This window comes from Tetragenococcus halophilus (assembly GCF_001712815.1).
Classification (GTDB): Bacteria; Bacillota; Bacilli; order Lactobacillales; family Enterococcaceae; genus Tetragenococcus; species Tetragenococcus halophilus.
In genome coordinates this window covers 188,085-202,458 of sequence record NZ_CP012047.1, presented here as the reverse complement: position 1 = coordinate 202,458, position 14,374 = coordinate 188,085, and the positions used below count along the sequence as shown (strand labels likewise).

Annotated in this window: 15 protein-coding genes, 1 tRNA gene and 1 pseudogene; 2 read left to right on the top strand and 15 right to left on the bottom strand. The window is 35.6% G+C overall.

What is annotated here, in order from left to right:
* Positions 1–5 precede the first annotated feature (5 nt).
* From acpS to udk, 10 genes and pseudogenes are all read right to left on the bottom strand, one after another.
* Complete coding sequence (gene acpS / locus AC806_RS00905) at positions 6–356, bottom strand: holo-ACP synthase (protein ID WP_069028553.1); 351 nt, start codon at positions 354–356, stop codon at positions 6–8.
* Between the two features lie 118 nt (positions 357–474).
* Complete coding sequence (gene cshA, locus AC806_RS00900) at positions 475–1,992, bottom strand: degradosome RNA helicase CshA (RefSeq protein ID WP_069028552.1); 1,518 nt, start codon at positions 1,990–1,992, stop codon at positions 475–477.
* 342 nt (positions 1,993–2,334) lie between these two features.
* A complete protein-coding gene (locus tag AC806_RS00895) occupies positions 2,335–3,678 on the bottom strand; it encodes a UDP-N-acetylmuramoyl-tripeptide--D-alanyl-D-alanine ligase (RefSeq protein WP_069028551.1) in 1,344 nt (447 codons plus the stop codon).
* Positions 3,679–3,858: 180 nt separating this feature from the next.
* Positions 3,859–4,923, bottom strand: a complete 1,065-nt coding sequence (locus AC806_RS00890) for a D-alanine--D-alanine ligase (RefSeq protein WP_069028550.1) — start codon at positions 4,921–4,923, stop codon at positions 3,859–3,861.
* 98 nt (positions 4,924–5,021) lie between these two features.
* Complete coding sequence (locus AC806_RS00885) at positions 5,022–5,474, bottom strand: YaiI/YqxD family protein (RefSeq protein WP_014123573.1); 453 nt, start codon at positions 5,472–5,474, stop codon at positions 5,022–5,024.
* 41 nt (positions 5,475–5,515) lie between these two features.
* Positions 5,516–6,706, bottom strand: coding sequence for an SH3 domain-containing protein (locus AC806_RS00880; protein WP_069028549.1), 1,191 nt, complete (start codon positions 6,704–6,706; stop codon positions 5,516–5,518).
* Between the two features lie 14 nt (positions 6,707–6,720).
* Positions 6,721–7,203 (bottom strand): annotated as a pseudogene (locus tag AC806_RS00875) (TraX family protein); the annotation flags it as partial.
* A gap of 172 nt (positions 7,204–7,375) precedes the next feature.
* Entirely contained in the window at positions 7,376–8,482 is a 1,107-nt protein-coding gene (locus tag AC806_RS00870; RefSeq protein ID WP_069028548.1) for an IS4 family transposase, read from the bottom strand.
* A gap of 96 nt (positions 8,483–8,578) precedes the next feature.
* Positions 8,579–8,821, bottom strand: a complete 243-nt coding sequence (locus tag AC806_RS11595) for a TraX family protein (RefSeq protein WP_083207531.1) — start codon at positions 8,819–8,821, stop codon at positions 8,579–8,581.
* A 514-nt stretch (positions 8,822–9,335) separates the two neighbouring features.
* Positions 9,336–9,962, bottom strand: coding sequence for a uridine kinase (gene udk / locus AC806_RS00865; protein ID WP_069028547.1), 627 nt, complete (start codon positions 9,960–9,962; stop codon positions 9,336–9,338).
* Positions 9,963–10,427: 465 nt separating this feature from the next.
* Between udk and AC806_RS00860 the strand changes: the two genes are divergently transcribed.
* Positions 10,428–11,054: a 50S ribosomal protein L25/general stress protein Ctc gene (locus AC806_RS00860; protein ID WP_014123569.1), complete on the top strand. Its 627-nt coding sequence runs from the start codon at positions 10,428–10,430 to the stop codon at positions 11,052–11,054.
* 58 nt (positions 11,055–11,112) lie between these two features.
* On the opposite strand, the gene AC806_RS00855 is transcribed toward AC806_RS00860, so the two are convergent.
* The 4 genes from AC806_RS00855 to AC806_RS00840 form a co-directional block, all read right to left on the bottom strand.
* Positions 11,113–11,451, bottom strand: coding sequence for a glycine cleavage system H family protein (locus AC806_RS00855; RefSeq protein WP_014123568.1), 339 nt, complete (start codon positions 11,449–11,451; stop codon positions 11,113–11,115).
* On the bottom strand, positions 11,433–11,807 hold the full coding sequence (locus AC806_RS00850) for an arsenate reductase family protein (RefSeq protein ID WP_014123567.1): 375 nt from the start codon (positions 11,805–11,807) through the stop codon (positions 11,433–11,435). Before AC806_RS00850 ends, AC806_RS00855 begins: the two co-directional genes overlap by 19 nt.
* A 20-nt stretch (positions 11,808–11,827) precedes the next feature.
* The gene (locus AC806_RS00845; protein WP_069028546.1) at positions 11,828–13,006 is read right to left on the bottom strand and encodes an FtsW/RodA/SpoVE family cell cycle protein; all 1,179 of its coding nucleotides are present in this window, start codon (positions 13,004–13,006) and stop codon (positions 11,828–11,830) included.
* A 210-nt stretch (positions 13,007–13,216) separates the two neighbouring features.
* Positions 13,217–13,289 (bottom strand) — tRNA-Thr (locus AC806_RS00840).
* Between the two features lie 117 nt (positions 13,290–13,406).
* Here AC806_RS00840 and AC806_RS00835 point away from each other — a divergent pair.
* Complete coding sequence (locus AC806_RS00835; protein ID WP_069028545.1) at positions 13,407–13,649, top strand: hypothetical protein; 243 nt, start codon at positions 13,407–13,409, stop codon at positions 13,647–13,649.
* A gap of 34 nt (positions 13,650–13,683) precedes the next feature.
* Here AC806_RS00835 and upp read toward each other — a convergent pair whose 3' ends face one another.
* A complete protein-coding gene (gene upp, locus AC806_RS00830; RefSeq protein ID WP_069028544.1) occupies positions 13,684–14,313 on the bottom strand; it encodes a uracil phosphoribosyltransferase in 630 nt (209 codons plus the stop codon).
* Positions 14,314–14,374: the final 61 nt, after the last annotated feature.

The window sequence follows — 14,374 nt, the reverse complement described above, 5'->3', positions numbered from 1 at the left end:
TCTTTCTAAGTTTCCAAAATAATTTGTGCCAAAGCTAAGTCATCAGTATGAGTAATGGAAACAAACGCTGTTCCCTCAAACGGTGAAGCAGTGACGACTGGCGCTCCAACCGCGTTGGATAAAACCTCCATTTCCTGAAAAGATATTTTCCCAATGCCAGTACCCCAAGCTTTAGAAAATGCTTCTTTACAAGCATAACGCCCTCCTAAGAATTCAACTTGACGTTTAGTGGACAGTTGTGAAAATAATTGTTGTTCATTTTCAGTCAAAATACGTTTAATCAACTTTGGTTTTTCCTTAATAATTGCTTTAATACGTGCTAATTCGACCGCGTCTAGCCCAATACCATAAATCATCTCATTTTTCCTTTTCTTAGAATTTACACTTATTTTATCAAACTTTTTTGAAAAACTATATATATTTATATGAAAACAAAAAAATGATTGAGAAATTTAAATTTCTCAATCATTTTTCTTAACCTTTACCGTTTCGAATTACAAAATCTTGTTTCTTTTCGTTTCCACGTCGGCTTTTTTTAGGATAACTATTTTTGTTTCCTTGGTTTTTATTATTCTTTTTATAGTAATCATTATTATTTTTCCGCCGATTACCATTACTATTATTACGGTCGCGCGAGTAATTCTTCCGACGTCCTTTATTTGATTTACCCTTAGGTAACGGACGTTCTGGTGTGATTTTTACTGGCACTGATTCCGCAGGATCTTTAGCTAACGTCTTTAATAATAATGCTGCTAAATCTTGAGCTGAATAATGCTCCAACAATTCACTAGCATCTTTAGTGTATTTATCCAAGCCATTTTCGTTCATCTTTTCGTCAATTAATTCTACCGCTTGAGAAACTTGACCTTTGAACGCTTCTTTATCAGAAGGTGGACGCATAGGTGTCATACGTTTTTTCGTTAAGTTTTCAATAACGTGCAAATAATTCATTTCATTGGGCGTTACAAAAGTCACTGACATACCACTTTTACCAGCGCGGCCAGTCCTTCCAATACGGTGCACATAACTTTCTGGGTCTTGAGGAATGTCATAATTATACACGTGAGTGACCCCAGAAATGTCTAAGCCTCTTGCGGCTACATCAGTTGCAACTAAAATATCCAAACGACCCTTTTTAAAGGATTGTAAAATATTCATCCGTTTTTGTTGAGAAAGATCTCCATGGATCCCTTCTGCTTTATAACCACGGGCTTCCAGTCCACGTGCGATTTCGTCAACACGGCGTTTGGTGCGGGCAAAAATAAGTGTTAGTTCTGGCAATTGAACGTCAAAAAGACGCGTCATAATATCGAATTTCTCATAATCTTTTGCCTTTACATAATATTGGTCAATGGAATCGGCTGTCATTTCTTTAGCTTTGATTCGAACATGATGTGGATCTTTCATGAATTTTACGCCAATACTTTTAATTTCTTTAGGCATTGTAGCTGAAAATAACAATGTTTGACGTTGTTCAGGGACTTGGGCAATGATTTTTTCAATATCTTCCAAAAAGCCCATATTCAACATTTCATCTGCTTCATCTAAAACCAAAGTTTCAACTGTAGAAAGTTTTAACGTACGACGATTGATATGATCAAGCATTCGACCAGGGGTTCCTACGACAATTTGTGGGTTATCTTTTAATTGACGAATTTGTCTGCCAATATCTGCTCCACCATAGACCGCTTGTACCCGAATTTTCTTCTCTTTTCCTAAACGAAATAACTCTTCTTGGGTTTGAATTGCCAATTCCCGTGTAGGTGCAATGACCAATCCTTGAATTTGTTTCTTTTTACCATCTATCTTGTCTAACATAGGCAAGCCAAAGGCAGCTGTTTTCCCCGTACCTGTTTGTGCTTGACCAATGACATCTTTTCCTTCCATCGCTAATGGAATTGTTTCTGCTTGTATAGGCGTTGCTTCTTCAAAACCGATTTTTGTCACAGCATCCAATAGTTCTTGTGACAAATTTAATTCTTTAAACTTCAAATAAATCCTCCTCTTTAAAAAACATGAAAAAGATTACTTTTTTCTTTTTCACTTTTGTGAAGCGTCTGCTTTTTTCTGTGATCACTTAAAACCTGTCCCCAAATAAGGTTTAAAGCATCGTTTCTACCGAAAAACCGCTTCTTGAAGGCATTAGAAAAGGCTAGGACAAAACATACTCTTTTTTTGTCTTAGCCTCATTTGAATTTATTCTGACGAATTTTACTATTTTTAACCTATAAAAGGTAGCGTTGTTTATCAGTTATTTCAATATATACTTCATCTTTCGGCACGTCCATTAGTATAGCATAATTTGAAACTTTCAGCAAGTTTGCAAGCTTCATTTCACTTTTCTTGTAAAGCCGTGATAACTTCTGCCAATCCCATACCATTACTCCCTTTTAAAAGCACCGAGTCTTGCGCTTGAATATCTCTTTTGATAGCTTCTATCATTTCTTTTTTTCTATCCTCAGTAAAATAAAAAACATCTTGATTGCTATCTTTTAATACCTGATATAAAGCCTCCATGTCAGAACCGTATAGATAAACTTCGGCCAAGGAATCACCAATATGTTTTGCCATTTGGCGATGCATTTGTTTAGAATCTTTTCCTAATTCAAGCATATCTGCCAATACAGCAATCTTTCTGCCTGGCAATGTTAATTCAGCAAAGCTATCTAACACTAACCCCATCGCTGTGGGATTTGCATTATATACATCGCTTAGGATATCCGCTCCGTTAGCGGCTTTACTCCATTGCGTACGATCTTTGGTTAAATGAAAATTCTTTAGACCCGCTGCGATTTCTTCATTACTTAGGCCAAAATAATGGCCAAAACTATAAGCAACCAAGGCATTTTTGACATTATAGCTTCCAATAACAGGAATCAAAAAGTTTTTTCCATCAATGGAAAACTCTGTACTTTGTTTTGTCGTATTTAATACCTCAGCTTGAACCATCCCTTCTTTTAAACCAAAAGTTACTACTTTTTGATTTAAAGGACGAATAAGTGGAGATAATAAAGGTTCATCTACAGGAATAAACAATACACCGTTTTTTTTTAACCCAGCAGTAATTTCCATTTTGCCTTTTGCAATACCTTCTCGTGAACCCAGGCTTTCAATATGAGCCTCACCGATTAAAGTAATCGCTGCTGCATCTGGCTGGCCTATCTGAGAAAGGAGTGTTAAATCACCTGCGTGATCCATTCCCATTTCCAAGACTAAAATCTCTGTTGTTTCAGGCATGTGTAAAATCGTATAAGGCAAACCCAATTCGTTATTATAATTTCCTTGTGTTTTATACGTTTGATACTTTTGCGCCAAAACTGCTTCTGTCATATCTTTAGTCGTTGTTTTGCCGTTACTTCCTGTGATCGCCAGAACTTTAGGCGCAAGTTTTTGTCGATAGTAACTAGCTAATTTTTGGAAAGCTTTTTTGGTATCTGACACAAAAAATACAAATAAACCTGCTGGTGCTTCAGATACATCTTCACTCCAAAGTGTAGCAATCGCGCCACTTTCTTGGGCATAGGCAGCAAACTCATGGCCATCTCGTGTTCCCTTTAAAGGAACAAAGAGATCTCCTGTGGTTATTTTTCTACTATCAAATTCAACATTTGTAATCTTTTGTTCGCTAGTTTGAGAGCTTCCCAAGACTTCTGCAATTTCTTTAATCGTTAGATCCATATGTTCTCCTTAATATAATTGTTATTCGTATTTCTTTACTTTGTCTTGTTCATCTTGATATCACTAAACGGTATTAATTAAAATCATTTTTAATCAAGCTAAAAATTTCAATCGATAGATAAAAAAGCAATACAAAAACAAGGCACTACAAAATTGTTACTTGTGTGCCTTGTTTTACATTTATTCATCTACATCGACATGTAATTTTTTCTTTTGATTGTACTGATTCAAACCAAGCTGAATCAACTCTTCAATCAAATCCCCATAAGGCAACCCTGTTTTTTCCCACAAAGAAGGATACATACTAAATTGTGTAAAACCAGGCATCGTATTTAATTCATTTAAGAACAGTTCATTTTTACTAGTCAAAAAGAAGTCACAGCGACTTAATCCACTGCCTCCTAAAGTTGTATATGCTCTTTTGGCATATTGACGTGCTTTTTCTTGAACCTCTTCAGGAATTTTTGCCGGAATCTGCATTTTTATATTGTTATCAATATATTTAGAATTATAATCATAAAACGCCACATCTTTAACAATTTCACCTGGTAATGTTGTTCGTACATCTTCATTACCCAAGATAGCCACTTCAATCTCACGTGCTTCTATACTTTGCTCAATCACTACACGTGAATCATAACGGTAAGCTTCAATCAAAGCTTCTTGCAGTTCTTCTCGATTATGAGCTTCTGATATCCCAACACTAGAACCCATATTAGCTGGTTTAACAAACATTGGATAAAGCAATGTTCCTTCACATTGCTCAAAAACTTTTTTAGGATTTTCTTTCCACTGATTTTTCAACACAGGAACATAAGGTACCTGCGGAATATCTACTGCATGTAAAATATATTTGGTGGTGATTTTATCCATACTGCTTGCGCTAGTCATGACTCCTGCGCCAACATAAGGCATATCAATTGTTTCAAGGAAGCCTTGAATCGTCCCGTCTTCACCATTTGGTCCATGAAGAATAGGCAGTACAATAGCATTATCTTCTTTAATTTGACAAGCTTGGATAACTTGAGCAGTGTCTCCCTCGTTTTGCCAATGAAGATGGAGTACTTCTTCTGACGCTGGCTTTTCGTTAAGCAACGGACCTTTGACCCATTGGCCATCTTTTGTGATATAAACTAATTGGACTTGGTAATAGTTATAATAAACTGCATTGAGTACAGAAAAAGCTGAAAGGATCGACACGTCGTGTTCTGCACTTTGTCCTCCGTATAATAAAATAATTCTCAAGGCTTTTCCTCCTGTATTTGAGTATCACTTTTAAGTTATTTCTTATATATTTTAGCACAAAATGTAGAAAGCGAACATATTTTTTTCCTATCCTCTTTTTACCGACTCAGTTCTTTTTTTAAGGCTTCATCCAACACCGCAAAAAAATGTTCACGGTCTTTTTGTGTAAAAGCTTTGGGTCCTTTAGTTTTTTTGCCTGCCTTACGCATCTGGGCACTCATATATCGTTTATTTAATAAAATATCGATCGTTTCTTTTTTATATTCTTCGCCAGAATGATGAAATACACGAGCGCCTTTAGGCAGTGCTAAAGAAGCCAAACCATAGTCTTGTGTGATCACAATATCATTAGGTTCTACCAATTTAATAATCTCATAGTCCGCCCGATCTGCGCCTTTGTCGACATAAACAAAATGAACAAAGGGAGGTTCTTCCTTATTCGTATAATGATCTATGCTTGTCACGATCAAAACAGTTAATTGAAACTTTTCCCCTAAGTAAATGACTTCTTCTTTCACAGGAGAACCGTCTCCATCAATAATCAGTCGCATTACTAGTGCATCCTTTACTTTCTTTTTTATAACTTTTAATACTACGGTTGGCTACTAAGTACATCTGTAATGCTGTATTCTCCATCACTTTCATGATCTTCTACCTGATCCTTAGCCTCAAGATCGTTGAAATGCCACCATTCAGAAGCTAGTGGTGTCATACCTGCATTGACAAAGTAGTCTTGTAGTGACAGCGCTGCTTGATTCATTTCAGAACGTAGCTCTGCCTCTTTCCAAGCATCAGGATCCAATGCCGTGACTGGAGCTGTAAAAACAGCAGAAGCCACACTAAGTTCATGCATAGGCGAAGGCATATCATATTCGGTATAACCTTTCACTACATCTACAGAATAATCACCATAAAATTCAGTTTCTTGTTCATCAATCTGTGCTAAACTGACGTCAATAGCATAGCCTTTTTGATGGTTAGATACATCGTCATGAATAAACCAGAACATTTCCCACGGTGCAGTATCAGCTCCAGCTTTTACTGTTGAATTTTCATCCGCTAATTCTGTCAGTTGATCATATACCTTTTTCTGTGCATTATGCGGGCGATAAGTTTCGTAAATAAGTAAACTTTCATCGTTTTCTAAAGCTTGAGATTGAGCATCGTTTATTTTTTTAGCAGTTGTATATAAAACAGGTATGACAAATTCTTCTTTTTGCAATCTTTCATTATCAGCTTTACTATCATATAAAGAAGTATTCGTAACCTCAGGAATGTCTATACCGGAAGATCGATATAAAGATGAATACGTATTAGTGTTATTATAAACCGCTGAAGGCACCACGTCTGCTAAATTGATAAAGGCGTACTGATGTTGTACCCATCCTTTTGCTTCATCGCTTTCAACCTCCCACCAATCTCCTTCTTCTTGTAAGATACGAAAAGCTGTCCCAGGTGTAAGTGTTTCTTGTGTTTTAGCGTCATCATCTGCTTCTTCTTTTATATCCAAATCAATAGGAGCAAACCCCGAAGCATTTTTGACAGGAAGTTCAAACTCACCCTCATAAGGATTTTCTTCTTGCTGAGCTGGTTCTTCAGACGAAGACTCTTGGGAAGTGTCTGTCGTGGAACTTGCTTCTTCTGAGGATTTCTTAGCAAATGTGGAATTTTGGGTTTGATCTGTCGAAGGATTAACTACATTATTAAAAATAAGAAAACTAATAGCTGCAGCCACTATGATAGCTAGCATTAATCCTAAGATAATTTTTTTATTTCTTTTCATTTTCTAATACCTCCTCAAAAGATATAATATCTTAATACGTATAAAATCAAAAGATGGCCTGGATAGATAATATAAAAACCCCACTTCATTAGAAAAGATTTTCTTCCTAATGTCCCGTCATACATTGTAAAAAGCGGAAGTGTCAATAAAATTCCTAAACGAAAAATAGCGTTAGGATCAAGGATTGAAAAATCTGGTAAAACATAAAAGAGTATGCCAATCAAAATAAAGCTTGTCATTTGTAAGGAAAAATTATTTCTAAAAAGACCAAAAGCTAAAATCCATAGTACACTAATATAATTCCAGTCCGCTGTCCACGACATTAAACAACAAAGCAAAATAAAAAAGACCTTCAATCCCAGAGGCATTACCTTTGATTGACTAATTGATAATGCTAAAAAGCCAGCGAATAGGCCCCAAATAATACTTGTTGTCTGAAAAGAGGTCAAATTGAAATATAAAATATAAGGATAATGTGAAATTAAGGCAAAAATAAATAATCTTTTTAGATCACTAGTGGTGCATTAATATGATCAGAATATTCAGATTTTAACTTTTTTCTAAAAAATGACAAAAAAATCAAATGCTTACGCAAGGGATGACTTTTCCAGAAAAAATTTTTTCATTATTTATCTGAATACTATTGCAACGACGACAAATGCTATTTCGTCACGTAGGAACGAGTAACACCCACAATTCTTCAAAAGGTTGAAAAAGCAGATGTTTTAATAGGCGCTTGATTTGGAACAGGGATTTCCTACTTCCTGTCTCTACTTTGATTAAATACGTCAATAGACTGGCAATCATGGCAAGAATGATTTGATTGCTTACCCCTTTTTCACTGTGTGAAAATAGCTTTTTAATCGTTATATGTTGCTTGATATGCTTAAAAAATAGTTCAATTTGCCATCTCGCTTTGTACATGTCGGCCACTTCTTGGGCGGTCACATCAAAACGGTTGGTGACAAAGCGTAATTGTTTTCCTTTTTCATCCTGAATCGTGACCAAGCGAAACGGGGAAGTGAAATAAACCTGAGTGCCTAACACTACCATTTGGTCACGCAAAATGTTTTTACTCTGAGAAGGTTCATAAGTTTCTAGGACATGAACTTTGGCGTTTTTCTTCACTCTTGTGACGAAAAAGTAGCCGTCAGCTTCCATCTCGTCCAGTCGCTCGTAATCAATATAGCCACGATCAAAGATATAGGTCGCTTCCGGTTGATTGACAAAAACTTCTAAGTGATTGTCATCATGTTCTACCGCATTCGTGACTTCAAACTGATCCGGATACAAGTGTTCTTTATCCATAAAACAGAGTTTTAAGTGCAGTTTGATCCCCGCTTTGGTTGAGCGAAAGTCCGCCCAAGGATATCGAGTGGTATTTAACGGAAAGGTAGAAGAATCCACGAGATAGAGCGCATTTCGTTTAGTCACCGGTGTTTTTGACCGTGCTTTTTCCAGTAACTGTGCGAAAATCGCCCACAAAATTTCGTCATCCATCTGGGCGAGCTCACGGGAAAGCTGCGAATGGCTGATGGCATCTAACGCCATGGTCTGTTGTAGATCAGGGGAAACAAATGCCGTATCCATTTCACGTAAACTTTCACACTCATGATCGATGCCATAGAGAAACACCTTCAAAAAGTGTTCAAAAGCAAATTTTTTATGATACTTGTCGGCTTGAGAAATTTTCTCACGAATAGAAAAAGGTAATTTTTTGAAATTTATGTTCGAAAACCATTTATTAAAAGCTGAAATTGTTTTATACTTATCCATATTAAGTTCCTTTGTATTGGTCTTGGATAAGTCATCCAAGCTCAGTATAAAGGATTTTTTTATGGATGGAAATAGCGTGAAACATAATAAGTGAATTTAAAATGTTTCATGCACCACTAGTGTTTTTAGATATTTTTTCTTATTTGACGTATGAAAGTAACCTTCTGAAATTAAATAACACATAATAGGCGCTGCAAGTCTGCCAATCATACGCAAAATAACATAGAACAATGTGTCACTGGGCACTAACCAAAATGTAGTATGGTCGACGATCATGGCCATTACGGCTATAATCTTTAATGCATTCGCATTTAACGAAGGCTTGTAGGTAATTTCCAAAGAGACACCCTTTCTTTTTCCATGATGAACTTGCTAGTACAATTATTTTATTGTTCAAAAAATCTACTTTTTACATATTCACAAAAATAAGGTGACAAAGTCGTCCAACAATACCTATTTTTGAATATAGTATCATATGAATGCTTTTTCTTAATATTAAATGTTTTTTTCAAAAGATTAAATTTATGACAATCTTTCTATAAATTATGAGTTCAGGAAAAAATTACCTTCCTTGTAGTACCAACCTTATTCAAGTCTTTAAATTATTTCAGCAATAAATTGCAGACGTTTTTAAGCATAAAAAAAGACCGTTGTTACAGCTTAGATAGCTAAACAACAGTCTTTTACAGTACTTATTTAGTAGGAAATGTCTTTCCACAAAAACATTTACCCGGCATCCTGCAATCCGGCAGGTGAGCGTATACTCTTATGCCGCTGTTTGAGGTACCGACAAATGTCGGCTTCTCGGCTCATCGCATAATACATTTTACCATAAAAAACGACAAATCACCAATTAATTTCCTAAAAACGTATCAATTTTTGTATTGATAAGATCAATAGCCACGTGGTTCTGGCCACCTTCTGGTACCACGACATCAGCATAGCGTTTCGTTGGCTCAATAAACTGATGATACATCGGTTTAACGACAGTTAAATACTGGTTGATCACCGAATCCAGTGTTCGTCCTCTTTCTTCTATATCGCGTTTAATGCGTCGAATAATTCGAATATCATCATCAGTATCCACATAAACCTTGATATCCATCATATTACGCAAACGTTCATCTGCTAAAATCAAAATCCCTTCTAAAATAATAACTTCTTTTGGCTCTTGAATTTCAACTTGCTCACTGCGCGTATGTGCTACATAATCATAAACCGGTTTTTCCACTGCTTCGTAATTCAATAACTTATGTAAATGTTCAATGAATAAATCCGTATCAAACGCAAATGGATGATCATAATTGGTCTTTAATCTTTCTTCAAAAGGAAGACCACTCTGATCCTTGTAGTAAGAATCATGTTCAAGCATCATAATTGAATGGTTTGGAAAATGGTTTAAAATCGCATGACTAACGCTTGTTTTTCCGCTACCAGAGCCACCTGTAACGCCAATAATAATCGGTTGATGTTCTGTCATCATTCTTCCTTCTTCCGTCTTTTTTATAAAATCTATATGAATTTTCTATTCTTGCAGATTAAATCATTGACCCAAATTGTATCCTTGTATCTTTACTGAAGCATATCGTACGCTAATTATGAAATAACGTCAATAAACACTCTCTAAGTCTTCAAACATGGAGAGTCAAATCGCTTTTACTCTTCATATTTAATAATAATAGTTTGAAGTTACAATGCTAATCAATTATTTGACTTATTTAGATTTTTCTTTTAAAGTAATAACATAAGTAAATAGAGTTTCTCACTACACACAGCGTTAAGACCTGGTGGAGAAAGTTATGAAAGATTGTCTGAGGGGTAGCTGTGTATTCAGTTGCCCTTTTTTAGTAACTTATCGATCATGTATTATCATCTCAGTATTTGAGTAACCAATATTTGCTTGAAAAATATTGTTTAACACACAATTTAGGAGGAAAAATAAATTATGGCAGTAGCATTAGAAGTAGAAAAAAGAGCCGTACGCCCGCGTTCAATCAGAAATAAATTACGCCATGAAGGCAGGGTTCCTGCAATCGTTAATGGTTATCAAATCGAAAGTACACCAATTTCTGTTAATGCGCAAGAACTAGATAGAGTACTACGTGAAAATGGACTAAACTCAGTTATTACAATGAATATCGATGGTAAAAAAGTGAATACTTTAGTCCAAGACTATTCAGCAGATACATTTACTCAAGATCTTATTCATGTTGAATTCCTATCTGTAAACATGACAGAAGAACAAGAAGTAGAAGCAGAAATCAACCTTATCGGCGAAGCTAGCGGAGTAAAAGCTGGTGGTGTTCTTACTCAAACATTATACAGTGCTAATGTTTCAGCTACCCCAGACAAACTACCTGAAAACATCGAAGTAGATATTTCTAATCTAGAAATCGGTGATTCTATTAATATCAGTGATATTCCGGTTGCAAAAGATTATACGATTGTCAATGATCCGGAGGAACAAATAGCTTCGATTAACGAACCAGAAATTGAAGAAGAACCAGAAGAAGAAACGGAAGAAGCTGAACCAGAAGTTATCGGTGAAAGCGACGAAGATTCTGAAGAATAAAAATAATAAAGCTCTTGAAATCTTAATGATTGATTTCAAGAGCTTTTTACTTTAATTATTATAAATGATCAAATTCAGATTGTTCGACATCTTTTAAGCTAAGAATCCAAGCATTCATCTCGTCTTCATCATTTAACATATCTACATTTTCATCTGCTTTTTCATTGATAGAAGAAACCGTTCCTGATAAAGGACTCGTAAGAGCGCTTGTTGCTTTTTCTGCTTCAATTTCAACCAAAGTATCACCCTTTACATAGCTTTGGCCCGCTTTAGGAAAAGTAGCAAATGTAATATTCCCTAGTTCATCTTGCGCTTCATTTGTCAAACCTATAACGTATTCTTTTCCGTTAAACAGCACCCACAAGTTATCAACTTTTTTTAGACATTGCTTTTCCATGATGTAAATACTCCTTCATAATCATTCTCATTAAATCCGATCGCTAAGAAATGGTTATCTTTTACTAAAATCGGACGCTTGATCAGCATACCGTCTGTTGACAGCACCTGGCAAGCTTCTTCAAGTGTATACCCATCTATCTTATCTTTCAAGCCTAAAGCCCGGTATTTTTGCCCACTTGTATTAAAAAATTGACGAAGGGACAAACCGCTTTCTCTCATCCACTTCTCTAGTTGTTCTTTAGAGGGGACTTCTTTAATCATATCCACAAATGTAACTTCTTTACCTTGTGCTTCTAACCATTTTTTTGCATTTTTACAACGACTACATTTAGGATACCCATACAATGTTAACAATAGTTAACCTCCTACTTTCCTTAAGCTTCATTTGTTGCCTGATAACGCATCGCTAAAATTAAGCCTACACCCACCATATTGCTCAAAAGTGCAGAGCCCCCTTGACTGATAAATGGAAGCGGAATCCCCGTTAAAGGCAATAGTCCAATATTTGCTCCAATATTTTCAAACACATGGAATAAAATCATCATAATAATTCCGGTTGCCAGATAAGAATAAAATTCATTATTTGTATCAAAGCAAACACGAATCATTCGATAGATTAAAATAAAATACAATAAGACAACAAACGCACTTCCAACAAAACCAAAATTTTCTCCAATAACAGAAAAGATCATATCAGATTCGCGCACTTGCACAGCGATTTCACTAGTATTAAAACCTTTACCAAATAAACCTCCTGAACCAATCGCCATCATGGCAGAAGCTACTTGCATAGAATCACCTTGTACATCATGAAACGGATCTAACCAAGAATCTATTCGCGCAAATTGGTATTGAGAAAACAAACCAATATCAGACAGAAATTCTCGACCCCCGTCACTTACTACAAGGGCAATCGTACCTACACTGATCACTAAAAAGACTACAATTACAGGTATGATAATCCGCCATGAAATACCAGACATCAAAAATATACCGCCAAAAATAGCTAGAAAGACTAACATTGAGCCAAAATCATCTTGTAACATAATTAAAAATAATACAGGAGCTACAACTGCTAGCATTTTTCCGATCAATATACCGTCTGATTTTAAAGTACGTTGTTGATAGGAAGCATTATGTTTAGTAACCACCATTGCTAACATCAAAATCATAGCAATTTTCATCAATTCAGCCGGCTGTACTGTAATAGGACCTAGACTAAACCAGTTTTTAGACCCTGTGGCTCTTTGCATGTCTTCATCATAAAATTGCACCAATAATGCCATGACAGCTAAACCCGCTGCATACGCATATTTAGTGATTGTCCAAAGCTGTCTAGGCTTGATATGCATAATAATTATTACTGCAATTACTCCTACAGCATACCAAAGCAACTGTTGAAATACGTCATTCCAAGGATTGCTATTTGATATCGGATCGTGGTAGGAAGCAACATATAAAGAAGCTAAGCCAACCAAACATAATAAAAATACTGGTAGAATTACGCCATAATCGATTTTATTGTCATTTTTAAAAAGGTTCCTTTTTTCCATCTGCTCTCTCTTTTCATAAAAATTACTTTCTTCATTATAGAGGTAAACAGTGATAAAAGAAAGCTTTGTACCCAGACATTCAAAAAAAGTTTAGAATTTATTTTAAAGATGACTTTTCACTTTTATTAAAAATAAAAAAGCATTTAGCACTTTTTTGGTACAAAAAAAGCGATAAACGCTGATATAACAGTGTCTATCGCATAATTTAAATGCCAGCAACAGGACTTGAACCTGCGACCTACGCGTTACGAGTGCGTTGCTCTACCAACTGAGCTAAGCTGGCAAAATACATATGAAATTATAAGGAATTTTTTACTGTTTGTAAAGCTAATTTTTTAAAATTATGTTATCTGAAAATTTCCAAAAATTATGTTACAATAAATATAAGGAGGTTTTATATATGGCAGCATTTGGTAAGTTTGATTCGTCTATTGACCCATCAGAAGTAGGCAAAGAATTCTCAGTTAATGAGCACGTAAGGTTTCAAATACATAATCAGCCGGAAACAGGCACAATTACAAAGCAACTGAAAAACTCAGCCGTTATTGCCATTGATGAAACAAGTTCCAATCAGGAGTTGATCTCCGAAAAGAACGGTGTCATTATCATTAACTACAAACAGATGGAACCAACAGATCAATAAAAAAGAAGCTGGAATTCCAGCTTCTTTTTTATTGCTATTTCGTACCGAATAAACGATCTCCCGCATCACCTAATCCTGGAACAATATAACCATCTTCATTTAAATGATCATCTAAAGCAGCTGTGTAAATATCTATATCCGGATGAGCTTCTTGTAAGGCTTTAACCCCTTCCGGAGCAGAAACGATACAAACAAATTTAATATTAGAAGCACCACGTTTTTTCAAAGAGTCAATCGCCATAATCGCTGATCCTCCTGTGGCAAGCATAGGATCAACCACCAATAGTTGGCGACTATCGATATCTTCTGGCATTTTGACAAAATACTCATGAGTTTCTAATGTTTCTTCGTCCCGATACAAACCAACATGCCCTACTTTAGCCGCTGGGATAAGTTGTAAAATACCATCTACCATACCCAAACCTGCACGCAAAATTGGAATAATAGCCACTTTCTTACCAGCTAATGTTTTTTGCGTTGATAGTTCAATTGGTGTTTCAATTTCAACATTTTCAGTTGGCATATCACGAGAAATCTCGTAAGCCATCAACATTGCAAGTTCATCAACAACTTCTCGAAAAACTTTTGTACCACAGTTTTTCTCCCGTATAATTGTTAACTTATGTTGAATTAATGGATGTTCCATTACTTGAAATTTTCCCATTTTTTAAGGCCCCTTTATTTTTTCTCTATTGTAATCTAAAAGCAGTATACAAGCAATGCAT